Genomic DNA, 15,285 nt, shown 5'->3' on the forward strand with positions numbered 1-15,285 from the left:
CCTCGCTTTTTTGTGGGCTTATGAAGCGATACGAATCAACCCTTGAGAGAACAGGGGCTTGTATCGATGCGGTGCCAGCAGCGAACAGGTTGGTGAAAAGCACCTGCGTTGTTGTGTCTCCTGAACGTCGTCAGAAATTGGCTCAGCTGCTCGTGAGCAAGGCCGCCGCTGTCGAAAGCATCGGCCAGGAACATCGGGCTTACTTCTTTCGACGTCAGGCAGGAGATCCCGTGGTGATATCGAATGAACGCATGGGCGAGATGTTGGACGAGCTTTTCGCTTAGCGAAGTTGCGCCAGGAGGGGGCCATAGAGCAGCTGACAAGCCTCTTGGAATCCGTCCTGCTCCATCAGCTGCTCCGCGGAGATCTCCGTACCAAAGCAGAGCTGCATCACAGGGGTGGTTCCTTCCTCCTGCCAGGTGGCTCGAAATCCCAGTTCCCCCGAACCTGGCTTGCGCTGCTCTTTGGCCACCATCTGCCAGCCGCTCTTCGGGGGAACCGGCCAGCACCGCACCAGGCACTGTTGCGCCAAATCCTGAAGCTGGTGCAGCCGATCCATGGCTTCAGCCTCCGGCAACGCAGCCCAACGCAGATGCACCTCAGCTCCGGCAACCCGTGTGCTGCGGGCCACCACCGCTGAACCACCAGCAGGCGCCAGACCCTCAGCACAAAGCAGCAGATGCTGCAACCAACCGCGCATCACGGCCGCGGCCGTAAGCATGCCGGGCTGCACCACCACCTGGGTGTCCCCGGCAAAAAGCAGGGGCCTTGGCAAGCCCGCGAGGACAGGTACCTCCCGCCGGCAGGGGCCGAGCGATGCCAGCTGACGCTGCAGGGCCTGCCAACGCTGCTGCAGATCCTCCTGCTCCAGAGCAGCGCCAGCACCCGCAGGAAGCACGCCCTGGCCCGCCAGCAACTCCGTCCAATCCGGAGCCGATCCAAGAATGAATTGCTCCTCAAGCTCGTGATTGAGCAGCAGATAGCGCTGCAAACCGTCCAGCTCGAGGGCTTCAAGGTCTTCCACAGCCTCAATGCCTTCACCTGGACGCAACCCCCGCGCCTGCAACCAGGCCTTCTGGGGCTGCTGCATCCAGGTCAGTAACGCTTCAGGGTCCAACGCCGAGACTGAGGTCGGAACGTCACCGTCCCTAGCCAGCGGTTCCCGCCAAAGCGATGACCAGGCCAGCCCCAGGGAGTCCTGGGCCGATGCTGGGGCGCGATCGAGACAACGCCTGGCCTCCAGCTGGCGTCGATCACAACTCAGCGGCGCCTCGGGGCTGAAGTTTTCAGGGGACAGGGGGTGGGCCGCCGGAGTGATCACCAACCCCTCTGTAGAAGCGCTGGCCCGATGCAACTGCTCCTGCAGGACGGCAAGCCACTGTTCCACGGGCGCCGCTGGCGGCTGGGGTTCACCCGTGCGCTCCAGCCGACCGCACCAGCTGATCAGCAGATGACGCCGAGCGGACATCAAAGCCTCCAGCAACACGTAGCGGTCTTGGTCGCTGCTACGGGGGTCCCCCAGACTCCGTTGCTGCTCCAGCAGATGGAAGCCAGGACGCCGGCTCGGGCGAGGGAATTCAGCGCTGTCGAGCCCCATCAACACAATCACCTTGTGGGGAATCGCTCGCATCGGCTCCAGGGCGCTGATGGTGAGAGCACCACTGCGGTGACCGAAGCGGCCGCTGTCCACCGACAACGCCTCCTGCAGCACCTCCAGCGCCACGGCAGCGTCGAGGTCCAAGGGGCAGTCTTCCGCCCGCAGCCGCCACTCCTCCAGCGCCGCAGCCCAGCTCTGCAACTCGTCGGCCCAGGCTCCACCATCAGCGAACAGCTCCTCCAGCAGGGACTGCAGCAGCTGCACCCAGCCATGGCATGGCCGGGGCTGGCGCAAGCGATCCAGCATGCGCGCCAGACGATCCAGAAGACTCCACCAACGCACCAGGTGGTCGGGGTCGAGCCCCTGCTGAAACGGTGCCGCCCCCGCTGGCGCCAGGCCCGGCTCGACCGGCAGCACCAGCCCGAGCAGCCAGCGGTCCAGACACCAGCGCAGGCTGTGCACCTCATCACTCCCGCGCTCCCGGGAATCCAGACCCCAGCGAAAACCGCTGCGTTGAAGCGTTTGGGTCATCAACACCGCGTCCTCCGCCGTGAGTCCCTGCTGGCCCTGAATAGCCGGGTTGGCCAGAAGACGTTCCAGACCCGTAGCGGTGAGGCGCGTGGCCGCCAGCTCCAACAACGTGAACATCGCCATCGACAACCCAGGACTGCTCTGCTGACTGCGGTCGGTGAGGCGCCAGGGCAAATCGATACCGATGGCAGCCGTGTCGTTAAACACAGAGCTAAGCAGCGGTGCATAGCGCTCAATCTGCGGCGTCATTACCAGCACGTCCCGCGGCGCAAGATCGGGATCGGCCGCCAACCACTGAAGAATGCGATCACGCACCAATTGCACCTCCCGCCAAGGCCCCGGCGCTGCCTGAAACAACAGCGACTGGTCGTCGGTGGAACGGGTTAACGCGGAGATGCTTTCGGCATCCACAAGCTGCTGCTGAAGCTGATCGAGCAGAGTGGGCTGACGCTGTTCAGCAGCGGCGATCTGCAGAGAACCCGCAAACAGGTCACCCTCGCGTCGCTCCCCCAGCTGCGCTTCACCGGAGCCTTCCAGTAACTGCTGAAATTCAGCACCCATCCGCCCGAGAACAGCCTCCAAACGAGGCGCTTCAGCCAACCAGCCACCATCGGGAGGGGAAAGCCAGTCCTCCCCAAGTGAGGCCCGCCGACTGCCGCAACGCTGCCAGAGGTCCGGGCAAGGCGTCAGCAGGTAGATCTCCACCTCCAGCAGCCCAGACAAGGCCTGAATCAGATCCACCTGCACTGGCGCCAGAGCACTGATGCCAAACAGCCGCAGCCGCTCCGGCAGCAGGGATGGATCAATGTCTCCTCGCCGGAGACGATCAACAGCCTCACGCACCTGCAGGCCAAAGGGGGCGCGGGGCAGCCGTTGGGCCAGCAGTCGCCAGAGCACGGGCTGCCAGTCGTCATCGGGCCGCGGCCGTTTCCACTGCTCCAGTTGATCGGGGCGGTAGAGGGCGTAATCGTCCATGGCATCGGCGATTGACCGTGCGAGCTGCCAGCGATCCCGCGTCAACCCCGAGGCGGTTCCCTCTCGCTGGGCTAACCACACCTGAAGAGGCTGGGCGACCGGTTGGTCCAACAGTTCGGGAAGCAGCTCGAGCACAGCCCAGACCAGCTGGCCCGCCCGCCAGGGATCATCTTCCTGCGCAGGGAGATGGAGCACCTGGCGCACCAGCTGCCGCAAGCGACTGCCCGGAAACGGGAAACGCACCAGAGAACTGATGCCATTGGCCATGGCCAGCTGCTCCCCCAGCCATCGGCTGGTGGGCCAGGTGTTCACCATCACCTCAACCGTCTCCAAAGGCCCCAGCTGCTGCTCAATCAACTGCCGAGACAGCAAGCGAGCCAAAAATTCAGCCCTGTTGCTTCGGTAAACCGTCAGCAAGAGCCTGTATCTGCAGACAGCACAGACGGTCTTTGCTGGAGATCCGAAGGCCTGGGAAAGGATGTGTCCGCTGCAACCCCCTGAACCTGCACAACAGCATCCGTTTCAGGGCAGAACGCCGATAGACAACCGCCGTAGACCGCACCTGTATCGATCAACACGATGCGCTCCAGGCGCTCCACCTGGGGACGGGGCGTGTGGCCCACAACAACGAGGCCAAAACGACCGTCATAGGTCTCCCAGAACGGGTCGCGAATGGAGAGATCTGGCAGGCCATCAGCATTGAATCCGGCGTGGGTGGCGCACCAGCCTTCACCGCGATACACGAGGGGGAGCTGTTGCAGTCGCGGGAGCCACTGTCTCGCGCTGCTCTCGCCCAACTGGCCAACGGTGGCGTGTTGGCTCAAGCCATCCTGCGATGAAGCAACAACGTGGTTCTCCAAAGCATGGATGAGATCTTGCTCGTGGTTACCGCGCAACCACGTCGCACGGCCCGTCTGGATCAGATCCCAGACCAGATCCATCGTTGCGGGGATGGCCTCACCACGGTTGATCACATCCCCGCAGAACACCAGATGGTCGTTCGGCGGCAGAATCGCAAGCAAATTGAGCAAAGGCTGGTAGCAGCCGTGCACATCTCCAATCACCCAGTGCTTGCGTCTGCTCTGGTTCAAGACAAGGCCATGGAGATCTCCCAATTCTGTCTACCCCACGGACCCCAGCAATCAACCAAAAAGCAGATCAGAACAATCCGAGAAAACGCTTGCGTTCCGGCTGTTCTGCAGAGTCTGGCTTGGATTGTTCTGGGGTTGCTCGTCGATAACGGGGCTTGGTATCACCGACGGTGACCAGAGGGTCATTGTTTTTGAACCAAATCCAGTCACGAATCGGGGGCGTCTCGGTGAGATCGCGACGGGTCAGCCTTAACCCCAGCTTGGTCGAAGCACCCAGAAGGATGTCCACCATCGCGTCGCCATCGGCACAGGTTGCCAACGCCTTATTGGTTTTCTCAGCACCATCGAGGGCTTTAACCAGAAGTGCGATGCGCTGCTGAACAGGAAGGGAACTGGGATTCATCAGACGGCATTGGCAAGAGCATCGGGAATCACCTCGGACGGTGCCTCGAAGGAGCCCACCACGACGTATTCGAGACGCAGTTTGAGGAAGGTGATGAAGGTGGGGTCGGTGGACACCACTGCAGCAGCTGGTTGAGGGACCTTCGCCTTGACGTCAGCCATCTCAGCGGCCTCAAGAAACACCGGTTGCTTCACCAACCAGAAATCGATCTCCTTGCCCGTCTCGGCGTAGTTGCGCTGACGCTCCCGCAGCACCTCTTCCAGCGGCTCCTCAACCGTGAGGAAGCGCTCGCTGGCGGCAATGAAGTGATACGTCGTCATCCGGGCGCTTGTCCAAAAAGGGGATCCAGGCGGGGATTCTGAACCAAGACCTTCATATCCCGCACCGCCTGTTGCAGTCCGACGGCCACGGAACGCGCCACGATCGTGTGGCCAATGTTGAGTTCCTCCATGCCGGGAATGGCTGCAATTGGCTCAACGTTCTGATATGTCAGGCCATGGCCGGCGTTGACCCTTAAACCCAGCTGCCGAGCGATGGCTGTGCCTTCGTGCAACCGCGCCAACTCCTGCGGCTGGGTGGTCCAGTTGGCATCGGCATACCGTCCCGTATGCAATTCCACCCAGCAGGCACCCGTGCTTCTGCAGGCATCAAGCTGATTGGACTCCGGATCCACAAACAGGCTGACCGGAATGTTGGCGGCCTGAAGGGTTTGCACAAAACCACGCAGGGAGTCTTTTTGTCCTGCCACATCCAGGCCTCCCTCGGTCGTGACCTCCTCACGCCGTTCCGGCACCAGCGTGACCATGTCGGGCTTAATCCTCAGCGCAATGGCCACCATCTCTTCGGTGGCTGCCATTTCCAGGTTGAGCCTGGAGCGCAAGGTTTGCCTGAGCAACTCCACATCCCGATCCTGGATATGGCGGCGATCTTCCCTCAGGTGCACGGTGATCCCATCAGCACCGCCGAGTTCGGCGAAAAGAGCCATCGACACTGGGTCTGGCTCCACGGTTCGTCTCGCTTCTCGAATGTTGGCGATGTGGTCGATATTGACGCCGAGGCTGGCCATGACGAGGCAGTCGTTGGCCGGATCCTATGCAGCTTTGCCTGGGGGCCTTAAGTTCTCAAACGTCGAATTTGTAGAGCCCGTTGCAAGCGGCCCTGGCGAACCGAGAAAGCGCCCTAAGTGTCGGAATCGACCGTTTCTGGGCGCCCCTGGCGATGTTCACCACCCAGGACCTCGCGCTGCGTCTTCAGTTTCGTGAGCGGCTGGTGCTGCATCCGGAGCATCTGCCCCATCAAGGACCGGTGATTTTGGCGCCAACGCACCGCGCCCGCTGGGATGCCCTCATGCTGCCGATGGCCGCAGGCCGACGGGTCAGTGGCCGCGACTGTCGATTCATGGTGACAACCACAGAAATGCGTGGGCTGCAGGGATGGTTTCTCCAACGGCTGGGCTGCTTTCCGGTGGACCAGGGACGACCCTCGATGACCACCTTGCGCCTCGCCATCGATCTTTTGGCCGCCGGACAGCAGCTGGTGATGTTCCCCGAAGGAAGGATCCATCGAATCGACCAGGCCATTCAGCTGTGGCCGGGTCTGGTGCGTCTGGCTCAGCTCGCCCAGAGCCAAGGCGTTTCCGTTCCTGTCGTTCCCGTCGGGCTCGGGTACAGCCAGGCCCCACCAAGGCCCTTCAGCCGGGCTGCCATTTGTTTCGGTTCCGCCCTGACGGTGCCACCAAAAGGCGAACGTGAGGCAACACGCCAGTTCAACATCCAATTGGCGGATGCGATGCATACGGCTGAACAAGCGGCCCGTACTGCCGTTGGCCGACCACTAAAAGGCTTCTAAAGTCCGCCAAACTTTTCTTGCTGTTCTCATGGGTTGTCGCGCATTGCTGACAGCTGCTGCACTGGTGGCGACCCTGGGTGTCACTGCGGCTCCTGGCATCGCACAAACGTCAGCAGGAAACCGCGTACTTGCTCAAACCCAGGGTGGATTCAACCCTGCGGCTGTTCGATCCATGCTCGCCAGCGGCGATGCTGCCGCCAGCCGGGGAGACCTTGCAGCGGCACGGGCTGATTACGACAAGGCCCGTCAAGCGTCCAAGCAACTGCTGGCCTTCTACCGCGATCTCAGTGGTGCCTTCCGCGGGCTGGACGCGCGCATTCCCCGTGAGATGGACAACAAGGGCCGTGAAGCCCTCGAGCTGCTGGCCGAAACCAACCTGAGACTTGCAGCCTTGTTCCGTCGCCAAAACCAGCCGGAAGTGGCTGTTCCAGTGCTGGTCGAGGTGGTCAAGCTGATGACACCCGCCAAGCCCCAGGGTCAGCAGGCCTACCAAAGCCTTCTGGAACTGGGCTTTGTCGAAACGGAATTCCGAGGTGCATCTGCAGCCGGCCAATGAGCCGGTCTGTCAGCATCTGAGCCAGTTCCCACTTGCGCAACCACCGCCATGGTGCAGCCGGATGCCGTTGAAGCCGCGATCCAACAGGTCATTCCAGACGCCAAGGTCACCGTTGAGGATCTGACCGGCGGCGGTGACCACCTCCAAGTGACGGTTGTGTCGTCCGCTTTTGCGGGCCTCTCACGCATCCGTCAGCATCAGATGGTTTACGGCGCTCTGCAGCAAGAATTAGCCAGCGAGGCGATTCATGCCCTCGCGCTCAACACCTCAACTCCTTCGGACGCTGCGTCCGCTTAACGCTCAACCCACGATCAACGATGGACCCTTCCACCAAAGCTCGAATCGAAACTCTGGTCGCCTCCAGCCCGATCTTCGTGTTCATGAAGGGCTCCAAGTTGATGCCCCAGTGCGGTTTTTCAAACAACGTGGTCCAAATTTTGCACTCGCTCGGTGTGGCATTCGAGACATTCGATGTTCTTTCCGATATGGAAATTCGCCAGGGAATCAAGGACTTTTCCAGCTGGCCCACCATTCCCCAGGTTTACGTCAAAGGGGAATTCATGGGCGGCTCTGACATCCTGATCGAGATGTACAACTCCGGCGAACTCAGGGAAAAATTGGAAATTGCTCTGGCGAGCTAACTCAATAGCCCCGGGGATGCTGCATATACAAAGTGCTGACATCCCCGTCAGGGCCAATAAAGCTGGAGGGATCCATGATCCAGCGATCGATTAATTGCTCAAGGCGATGCTGAGAACGAGGGTCAAGAGAACCTGATTTTCTCAAGGCATGCAGATAGCCGTCGGAGTACAGCCGCAGCTCCGAAGGGGTGTGATAGCGCGTGGTCAGCTCCTGGCAGGCATCGCACAGCGACTGGAAATGACGGATAGCTTCAGGGTCGTCGAGTGATGTCATCAGATGCAACAGCAGCCCCTGTTACCAGCCTGCCAGGAAATTCGGCTTAGCGTAGGCGCGCCTGAGCCGATCCAGTGACCTCCACTCCCCACAACCTTTCGGCTGAAACGTCTGCAGCCAGCTCCGATTCGGTTGTGATGCCAACCTCAAACACCGGTCAGGAGCCTTCTCGGGTCTTGGTGGTCGAGCCGCATCCAACCCTGCGCACGGTGCTGGTCCAGCGGCTCCGTCATGACGGACATCTCACGGCAGCTGTTGCCAATGCCGTTGAAGCTTTGGAGGTCTGTCAGGAACAGTCTCCCGATCTGTTGATCAGCGCGGAACTGCTGGAGCGCAGCTCTGCACTCCGTCTGGCCGAACAGCTGCGTTGCCCTGTGATTGTGCTGACGGCACGTACCGGTGCAGAACCAGTGGTGGGCTTGCTGGATGACGGCGCCGATGATGTGTTGCGCAAGCCTTTCGGTCTTGAGGAATTGGCCGCCCGTTGCCGCACCCTGCTCAAGCGGGGGCACAGCGGTCTGCAGGAACGGGTCACCGTCGGACCGCTCGAAGTGCATCTGCTGCTGCGCCAAGTGACGCTGAGGGAGCAGCCGGTGGAGCTCAGCCCTCGAGAATTCGCCCTGCTTTGTGCCCTTTTGATGCCCCCTGGGCTGGTGCGTAGCCGACAGGAACTGCTGCGGATGGCCTGGCCACCCTTCAGTGGTGGCCCCCGCTCCGTGGACACCCAGGTGCTGACCCTGCGCCGCAAGTTGGAACAGGCTGGTCTGGGCGAGGGCGGTGGAATCACCACCGTGCGTCAGCGGGGCTATCGCTTCAGCCTGGACAACCTGCCGGCGAGCTAGATCAGGTGTCGTCATTCCAGTCAGAAACTGGATTCTTACCGTCGTTGGATGAGTTGAAATCGACGTCCTCACAACCCTGGGATATTTGCTCACACCCCTTGGAGACCGTCTAAGGCCTCTGGTGTTGATGTACGGCTCCAATGTTCATGCAGCTTTCTTGGTTCGCTCTGGGTTCCAGACGCCAAAAGTCACCGCAAGGGATCGCTTACAAGCAGCCATGAGGAGACGACAAAATCCCACCGCTCCATCACGAATCACCGCCAGGGCAGCATTCAGAGAGATTCGCTAATGCCTTCCGAGTGGAGGCGGATTGATTTCTTCAGTTGAGCCTCTTTAGGCGGGACCAAATGGTGTGAGGTCACCCAACCCAATTCACAGACGTGGTTCAAACAGACTTTGACCTGAACCGTTCCACAGGGGAGGTTTGTTAGCTCGGTTGTCATCCCGTAAGACCAACTGGGTCGATTTGAGCGTCTTGAAGCGACTTGGCAACCGCAAACATCTGAACGAAATCAAGAGTTGTTTCCAGCCCAGGCGCAGTTGATTTATCCGTTCACACGGGTAACCATGGCGGGGTCGACACCCGGGAGCCCCCGCCGTGATCGGATTAACCAGGATTTATTGCAACCAAGGAGAGAAGTTTCTCCTCATCGATGTCGTTTCTGAAGACGCCCCCAAGACGTCGGAAGAGCTTGCCAATGAAGGCTGGGAGATCGAAGCAGAAATACCTGTCTGAAATCAGTCGACGATCACCACGTCAGCCGCGGGGCGACCGTTACAGACGGCTACAGCACCAATGCCGTTCAGAGGCTTCCCGGTCACTTTCTCAATGGTTTCAACGCACTGGTTGAAGTGCCACCGATCGGTGCGATCTGGATGGCTGCATCGATCACCACAAAGCTGATCAGTACAGGACAAAGGTGAGCATTGATGAGGCCTTTGACTTTGCTCATTGGGTTGGCCTGGCTGGATTCAGCATTGGCTCCACATCCTCGATGGACGGTCTTGTGCCTGGGTATCCCCAAGCGGTTCTGCGGCATAGATGGCTGTGATGGTTCACAGTGAAGGGGTACTTCGGTCCGAGGACCCAGCGCGAACACTCAATAACGAAATTTCAGAGCTTCAGGCCCGAGTTGCATTCCCTCAACACTGGAGCAGCGGAGAGCACGCGCAGCACATTGAGAAACTCCGCCAGCTCCAATACCAAAAGCAGCAGCTGGTTTCCGAATCAAGGCAAGCTCATATGGAGCGAAACCATTACTGAAGATCTTTCCTACAAAACTGAAGGCGCTTGGCTAAGCAATGAGCCACAGCAGATGTTCTGCCAGTTCACAAGCCATCGGGATGGCTCTCGAAATGAATTAATTTGCCTGCGCAATTTTCATTGGCGACCACCTGATGACCCAATCCCCCAGGGCAGTCAGCTGATGACGCGCCAAGAGGCTTTGGAGAAATGGAACACGCTCAAGTCGATGGGCTGGAAAAAATGTGCTGGCCCCCTGCAGCAAGGCACTCTCTGAGAATCAACTGCTGCTGCATCTGCTTGAGCTGACAGACCAGTTGCGGTTCAGTTGCGGTTCGGCGTTAACGAACCAGACGTCTTCGCCGGATTTCTGCACCGGAGGGTGGGTAGGAATAGTCCTTGGGTTCCTCGGTGTTGAAGCCTGTATCAATCACAAAGCCACCGAGAAGCACGATCCGGGGCTTTCTTTCGTCAGCCTGGATAACCTGCAGGCAAGCCGATCCAGCCTTGAGCCAGGGCCAGGGAAGCAAGCAGTTCGCCGGCAATCATCATCACGGCTAGGCCGGCCAAGAGCTGATAGGTCCAGGGTGGTGTCAAACGCCCGATGCCCTTGGTCGACACATTGGTGTTGGCCGCCAGCAGAGCCAGGAATCGATCAAAGCGATCGATGCGTTGCGGCAACAGCTGGTGACGAAGATCGGCTGCCTTCACGTAGTACACCGTTCCGCCCTGACTGGTACCGACGGGAACCAAGCCACGGATGTCCTGCCAACGCATGGTCCAGCCGCGGCGCAGCAACCAGCGGATCCAGGCGGGGTAACGCACCTGAATTCCCTCGGCATCGGTCTCCACCCGTTCACTCAACAAACCGATCACCAACACCAGGCCCAGCAGCAGCCCTGCCACCATCAGCCATCGAAGCTCAGCAGGAGCGAGCAACGGCAAGGGCAACACCAAGGCCCCATAGAGGCTGAGCAGGGTGAAGCGGATCAGGGGTGATAGGCCGAACCGTTCGATTCCGGTCATCGGTCGTCCGGGGACCCCGGCAGCGGTTCGATCAGTTCGGAGGGTTGGTAGGTGCCACCAAACACCTCCTGTTCACGGCCTTTCCAGAACTGGCCCAAACGCATTAGATCGGCGTGGGCCTCCTGCACCTTCTCGAGATATAGCTGAGGATCCATCGAGTCTTTGGCTTCCTTGAGCTTTTTGAGCCGCAGCATCTGCAGATTCCAGGGCTTGCTGAGCTCACCCCTCTGCTCGAGGTAGCGGGCCAGATCTTCCGACGACGGCTGAAACTCAGGCGGCATCCCAACTCCTAGATGAAATCACGCTAAGAAAAAGATCAGGCCGGCAGCGCCCAGGGGTTCAGGCCCAGATCGGCCCCAACCCGATGAGCACAGGCAAACCCACTGAAGGCCACAGCATTCAGACCCTGGCCGGGGAAACAGGAATCACCCACGCAATAGAGGTTCTTCAGTCCGGTGCGGTTGAACGGCATCGGTAGAAGACCCGGGAGCTGCATCGCCGGGATCGGGCCGTAGCTGCCCTGAAAGCGGCCAAGAAAACGCCGGTGGCTGCGGGGCGTGCCGATCTCCTTGTGGGTGATGGCCTCCGCAAGGCCGGGCAGGACCGCCTCGAGTCGCTGGATCAATCGCGCGGCATCGGCTTCCTTTTTCTCCCGGTACTGACTGGGCGATAGCCCTTGCCAGGCCTGCATCGATGACGGCGTGAAGGTGTGGACGATGTGATGGCCCGCCGGGGCCAGATCCGGATCCAAAAGCGAAGGCATCGACACGAAGATGACCCCCTGCTCGTCTTCCATCCGGCTCCATTCTTCGAGAAGCAGGTGGTGGCAGTGAGTGCCGGCCGGAATCAGATCGGCCCGAACGCCCAGATGCAGCGAGAGGAAGGACGGCGAAGGCACATAGCGCTTGCGCCAGAACTGCTCCTTGTCAGGCGTGTGGGCCGCATCCACAAGGGCCTGGCCAGAGCGGCGCTTTTCATCACCATCACCCGAGAAGGTGTCCCATCGGGTGGCATTGGAGATCACCCGCTTGGCATGGATGATCTCGCCATCGGCCAGTTTCACGCCCACCGCCTGATCGTTCTCGATCAATACCTCGGTGACCCGAGCCTTGTAGCGAATGGCGCCACCGTGGCGTTCCAATCCCTGCACTAGCTTTTCGGCAATCACGCCAACCCCTCCCTTGGGGTAGTTGATCCCCCCTGCATGGCGATCGGAAAACACCATGCCTGCGTTGATCATCGGCGTGCGATCCGCCGGCATCACCGACCAGCAGAAGCACTCGATATCGATGAACTTCAACAGCTGCTCGTCCTTGATGTGCTGTCGAGCCACCGCTCCGACATTGAACGGCAGCCAGCGAGCTAGGCCTAAGCAGGCCAGTGGCGCTTTAAAGAACACCTTGGTCAGATAGGCCGGATCCTCCAGGGACAGCAGCGGCATGGCGTCCAAGCAGTTGAACACCTGCCAACAGGTGTCGTAAAAGCGGCGGATTCCCTCGGCCTCGTGGGGAAACCGTGCCGTGAGGTCAGCGATGAACTGCTCGTAGTCGCGATCCACCGCGATGCGCAGGCCACCGGGCATGTGGTACTCCAGCTGGGCGGAGTCGGGAATGGTGTCGCAGTGCTCGCCCACGTCCGCCAAGGCCCGAGTGAGCAGGTTGGTGTATCCCTTCGTCCCGAAGCCGAAAATCATCGAGGCCCCAACGTCAAAGGTGTAGCCCTCACGTTTGAAGGCTCCCCCACTGCCTCCGGGGATCAGATACCTCTCCAAGACAAGAGTCTTGGCTCCTTTCGCCGCCAACTGACTGGCGGTGACCAAGCCACCGATGCCGGAACCGATCACAACGGCATCCCACTGCTGCTTCTCGCTCATGGCATCGCTTCTTTGAAGTGACGCTAAGGGGCCGTCTGCGGCCTTGGATCCGGACGATGAATCGGCGGCATCACCGTGAGGATCACTTCAGACCGCACAGGACGCCCGAGTTCGGCACTGCAACGGGCATCAATGTGATGGCGCAGCCCATCAATCACCCAACTTTCCTGGGGCTGCAGAGGATTGATGTAGACCACGACAAAGGCTGTACGGCCCAGCTGCTGGACGGTGAAGTCCATCATTTGCAACTGAAGCCCCACCAGTTCCTGCATCAACACAATCCGCGTGCGCTGCAACACATCCGGGTCGGCGGCGCAGCCGGCGGCCTGGGCCATGGCATCACGCAGCGCCGCCAAGGGTTCGCGCAACAAGGCCAGGCTGACCGCAAGCACCAGCAGTGCATCGGTAATCGGCGCCAGAGCGGAAAGCGGCGTTGCCAGCAACAACGGAGAGGCCAGCAGGGCCAGGCCTGTGGCCAGGGTGATCACCGCATCAATCCGAGCATTACGGGCCTCCGTCAACAGCAGTAGGGACACCCCCCCGGTGCGGCGCCAATCCCGCCGATGCCGCCAGGCCAAAAGCCCGCACAGCGCTGTCATCAGAACGGTGTAAAGCCCTACCGGTTCCAGATGCAGAGGAGCAATGCTGGAGCCCCGCCACCAGTCGATCAGGGTGGAGCAGGCGCTGCCGACGCCAAAGCCGATCACCCCCAGCAGCACCAGGGAGCGGAACAACACATACAGGGCCTCCTGCCCCTCATAGCCATAGGGCCAGGCTCGATCCGGGGGACGCACAACATTCATGCTGATGCGGCTGGCAATCAACGATGAACCCACCAGCACACCGGAATAGAGACCGTCCAACAGCAGGGCCGAAGAACCGGTCAGCACATGGGCGGAAAACCCGGCGAGTGCCATCACTGCATTGGCTCCGACCCCAAAGCGCAGAGAGCGCTGTTCGATCCGGCGAGCCTCAGCAGGGGTGTTCATACCGTCAGAGTCTCGGGTTGAAGGGCCTGCACCGGCTCCAGGTCATGCAGAGCGCGATCGCGGTAGGCGCCATAGCGGGCTCGCTTGTCGCGGATTCGCTCTGGTAGATCCGGCAGAAGCCCGAAATTGGGGGGCATCGGCTGAAATTTCGCGGTGGGCGCCTCGCTAACGAAATGGGTGAGGGCTCCACTCATGCAGGTCGACGGCAGATCAATGGGCTCAAGCCCCCGGGCCAAGCGAGCCGCATTGGTGCCGGCCAACCAGCCACCGGCAACGGCGGCGGCATAGCCCTCGGTGCCCGTGATCTGACCAGCAGCCAAGAGGGTGGGACGCTGGCGGAATTGCAGCGTGGGCTGCAGCAGCTGCGGCGATTCAAGAAAGGTGTTGCGGTGCATCACACCGAACCGCACGAATTCCGCCTGGCCCAACCCAGGAATCATCTGAAGAACACGCTTCTGCTCTCCCCATTTGAGATTCGTCTGGAAGCCCACCAGATTCCACAGACGACCATCCTTGTCTTCCTGCCGCAGCTGAACCACGGCGTAGGCGCGCTTGGCCCGGCGCACGTCGCGATCATTCACATCACCCCAACGAGGGTCCCAGAGCCCGATCGGCTTCAACGGGCCATAGCGCATGGTGTCTTCACCCCGACAGGCCAGCTCCTCAATCGGCAAACAGCCCTCAAAGAAGGTGGCGTCGTTCTGATCAAAGTCCTTGAGTTCGGCCTGTTCGGCGTCGAGCAAGGCCTGGCGGAAGGCCAGGTATTGCTCCTTGTCCATGGGGCAGTTGATGTAGTCCGCATCACCCTTGTCGTAGCGGCTGGCGCGAAAAGCCACCGACAGATCAATGCTGTCGCCATGGACGATTGGACTCGCCGCATCAAAGAAGTGGCAATCAGCTCGGCCGGTGAAACAGCGCAGATCCTCCGCGAGGGGTTCACTGGTTAGCGGCCCCGTCGCCAGCACCGTGATCGCATCAGCCGGCGGCAGGGTGTGCTGCTCGCGGCGTTCAATCGTGACCAGAGGGTGTTGATCCAGAATTTCAGTCAGCGCAGCGCTGTAGCGACCGCGATCGACGGCCAACGCCCCACCCGCCGGGACAGCGTGGGTGTCGGCCGTGCCGATCACGAGGGATCCCAGCCGACGCAGCTCCTCCTGCAGCAAACCCGCTGCACGGTCGCTGCTCAGGGCGCCGAAACTGTTGCTGCAGACCAACTCAGCGAAGTCGCTGCTGTGGTGGGCGGGAGATCGTCGAATCGGACGCATCTCCACCAGGGTGACTGCAACCCCAGCACGGGCGATCTGCCAAGCCGCTTCGGTACCGGCAAGACCGGCACCGAGCACAGTGACATGGGGAGATTGAGACAACCAGCTGCATCAAGCAGCCTTCAGCCTAC

Annotated in this window: 20 protein-coding genes; 8 read left to right on the forward strand and 12 right to left on the reverse strand. The window is 60.7% G+C overall.

Features of this window, described 5'->3' with window-relative positions; genetic code table 11:
* The first annotated feature begins 113 nt into the window (after positions 1 to 113).
* Complete coding sequence (locus FZX13_RS04460) at positions 114 to 284, forward strand: hypothetical protein (protein ID WP_226407668.1); 171 nt, start codon at positions 114 to 116, stop codon at positions 282 to 284.
* Here FZX13_RS04460 and FZX13_RS04465 read toward each other — a convergent pair.
* The 5 genes from FZX13_RS04465 to FZX13_RS04485 all read right to left on the reverse strand — a co-directional run bounded on the left by FZX13_RS04465 (position 281) and on the right by FZX13_RS04485 (position 5,663).
* Complete coding sequence (locus FZX13_RS04465; protein ID WP_226407670.1) at positions 281 to 3,520, reverse strand: exodeoxyribonuclease V subunit gamma; 3,240 nt, start codon at positions 3,518 to 3,520, stop codon at positions 281 to 283. The two genes, FZX13_RS04460 and FZX13_RS04465, sit on opposite strands and share 4 nt — an antisense overlap.
* A complete protein-coding gene (locus tag FZX13_RS04470; protein ID WP_226407672.1) occupies positions 3,514 to 4,194 on the reverse strand; it encodes a metallophosphoesterase in 681 nt (226 codons plus the stop codon). The genes FZX13_RS04465 and FZX13_RS04470 overlap by 7 nt, the downstream gene beginning before the upstream one ends.
* A gap of 67 nt (positions 4,195 to 4,261) precedes the next feature.
* Positions 4,262 to 4,597 carry a hypothetical protein gene (locus FZX13_RS04475; protein ID WP_226407674.1) on the reverse strand — a complete coding sequence of 112 codons (336 nt, stop codon included), beginning with the start codon at positions 4,595 to 4,597 and terminating at the stop codon, positions 4,262 to 4,264.
* Positions 4,597 to 4,917 (reverse strand): MgPME-cyclase complex family protein, encoded by a 321-nt coding sequence (locus FZX13_RS04480; protein ID WP_226407685.1) that lies wholly within the window; start codon positions 4,915 to 4,917, stop codon positions 4,597 to 4,599. The genes FZX13_RS04475 and FZX13_RS04480 overlap by 1 nt, the downstream gene beginning before the upstream one ends.
* Positions 4,914 to 5,663 carry a pyridoxine 5'-phosphate synthase gene (locus FZX13_RS04485; RefSeq protein ID WP_226407687.1) on the reverse strand — a complete coding sequence of 250 codons (750 nt, stop codon included), beginning with the start codon at positions 5,661 to 5,663 and terminating at the stop codon, positions 4,914 to 4,916. The genes FZX13_RS04480 and FZX13_RS04485 overlap by 4 nt, the downstream gene beginning before the upstream one ends.
* A gap of 80 nt (positions 5,664 to 5,743) precedes the next feature.
* On the opposite strand from FZX13_RS04485, the gene FZX13_RS04490 reads away from it, so the two are divergent.
* Genes FZX13_RS04490 through grxD form a run of 4 tightly spaced genes read left to right on the forward strand, consistent with a single transcriptional unit; the run spans position 5,744 to position 7,642 of the window.
* Positions 5,744 to 6,445 carry a lysophospholipid acyltransferase family protein gene (locus FZX13_RS04490; RefSeq protein WP_226407689.1) on the forward strand — a complete coding sequence of 234 codons (702 nt, stop codon included), beginning with the start codon at positions 5,744 to 5,746 and terminating at the stop codon, positions 6,443 to 6,445.
* A 28-nt stretch (positions 6,446 to 6,473) separates the two neighbouring features.
* Positions 6,474 to 7,001: a hypothetical protein gene (locus FZX13_RS04495; RefSeq protein ID WP_115025128.1), complete on the forward strand. Its 528-nt coding sequence runs from the start codon at positions 6,474 to 6,476 to the stop codon at positions 6,999 to 7,001.
* Between the two features lie 48 nt (positions 7,002 to 7,049).
* Positions 7,050 to 7,298 (forward strand): BolA family protein, encoded by a 249-nt coding sequence (locus FZX13_RS04500; RefSeq protein WP_115025129.1) that lies wholly within the window; start codon positions 7,050 to 7,052, stop codon positions 7,296 to 7,298.
* 20 nt (positions 7,299 to 7,318) lie between these two features.
* The gene (gene grxD / locus FZX13_RS04505) at positions 7,319 to 7,642 is read left to right on the forward strand and encodes a Grx4 family monothiol glutaredoxin (protein WP_115093059.1); all 324 of its coding nucleotides are present in this window, start codon (positions 7,319 to 7,321) and stop codon (positions 7,640 to 7,642) included.
* A 1-nt stretch (position 7,643) separates the two neighbouring features.
* Here grxD and FZX13_RS04510 read toward each other — a convergent pair whose 3' ends face one another.
* On the reverse strand, positions 7,644 to 7,916 hold the full coding sequence (locus FZX13_RS04510) for a DUF6761 family protein (RefSeq protein ID WP_115025131.1): 273 nt from the start codon (positions 7,914 to 7,916) through the stop codon (positions 7,644 to 7,646).
* 74 nt (positions 7,917 to 7,990) lie between these two features.
* On the opposite strand from FZX13_RS04510, the gene FZX13_RS04515 reads away from it, so the two are divergent.
* A complete protein-coding gene (locus tag FZX13_RS04515; RefSeq protein WP_115093037.1) occupies positions 7,991 to 8,758 on the forward strand; it encodes a response regulator transcription factor in 768 nt (255 codons plus the stop codon).
* Between the two features lie 598 nt (positions 8,759 to 9,356).
* The gene (locus FZX13_RS04520) at positions 9,357 to 9,494 is read left to right on the forward strand and encodes a hypothetical protein (RefSeq protein ID WP_170952217.1); all 138 of its coding nucleotides are present in this window, start codon (positions 9,357 to 9,359) and stop codon (positions 9,492 to 9,494) included.
* 2 nt (positions 9,495 to 9,496) lie between these two features.
* Here FZX13_RS04520 and FZX13_RS04525 read toward each other — a convergent pair whose 3' ends face one another.
* A complete protein-coding gene (locus FZX13_RS04525; RefSeq protein ID WP_226407691.1) occupies positions 9,497 to 9,676 on the reverse strand; it encodes a hypothetical protein in 180 nt (59 codons plus the stop codon).
* 215 nt (positions 9,677 to 9,891) lie between these two features.
* Here FZX13_RS04525 and FZX13_RS04530 point away from each other — a divergent pair, with 215 nt between their 5' ends.
* Complete coding sequence (locus FZX13_RS04530) at positions 9,892 to 10,278, forward strand: hypothetical protein (RefSeq protein WP_226407693.1); 387 nt, start codon at positions 9,892 to 9,894, stop codon at positions 10,276 to 10,278.
* Positions 10,279 to 10,472: 194 nt separating this feature from the next.
* On the opposite strand, the gene FZX13_RS04535 is transcribed toward FZX13_RS04530, so the two are convergent.
* The 5 genes from FZX13_RS04535 to trmFO are packed head-to-tail and all read right to left on the reverse strand — an operon-like array spanning position 10,473 to position 15,256.
* Positions 10,473 to 11,027, reverse strand: coding sequence for a hypothetical protein (locus tag FZX13_RS04535; protein ID WP_226407695.1), 555 nt, complete (start codon positions 11,025 to 11,027; stop codon positions 10,473 to 10,475).
* Positions 11,024 to 11,308, reverse strand: a complete 285-nt coding sequence (locus FZX13_RS04540) for a hypothetical protein (protein WP_226407697.1) — start codon at positions 11,306 to 11,308, stop codon at positions 11,024 to 11,026. Before FZX13_RS04540 ends, FZX13_RS04535 begins: the two co-directional genes overlap by 4 nt.
* 35 nt (positions 11,309 to 11,343) lie before the next feature.
* Complete coding sequence (crtH, locus tag FZX13_RS04545; RefSeq protein ID WP_226407699.1) at positions 11,344 to 12,900, reverse strand: carotenoid isomerase; 1,557 nt, start codon at positions 12,898 to 12,900, stop codon at positions 11,344 to 11,346.
* A 23-nt stretch (positions 12,901 to 12,923) separates the two neighbouring features.
* Positions 12,924 to 13,889: a cation transporter gene (locus FZX13_RS04550; protein WP_226407701.1), complete on the reverse strand. Its 966-nt coding sequence runs from the start codon at positions 13,887 to 13,889 to the stop codon at positions 12,924 to 12,926.
* On the reverse strand, positions 13,886 to 15,256 hold the full coding sequence (gene trmFO, locus FZX13_RS04555; RefSeq protein WP_226407703.1) for an FADH(2)-oxidizing methylenetetrahydrofolate--tRNA-(uracil(54)-C(5))-methyltransferase TrmFO: 1,371 nt from the start codon (positions 15,254 to 15,256) through the stop codon (positions 13,886 to 13,888). Before trmFO ends, FZX13_RS04550 begins: the two co-directional genes overlap by 4 nt.
* Between the last annotated feature and the right edge of the window lie 29 nt (positions 15,257 to 15,285).

Source organism: Synechococcus sp. MU1625 (assembly GCF_020514205.1).
Classification (GTDB): domain Bacteria; phylum Cyanobacteriota; class Cyanobacteriia; order PCC-6307; family Cyanobiaceae; genus Parasynechococcus.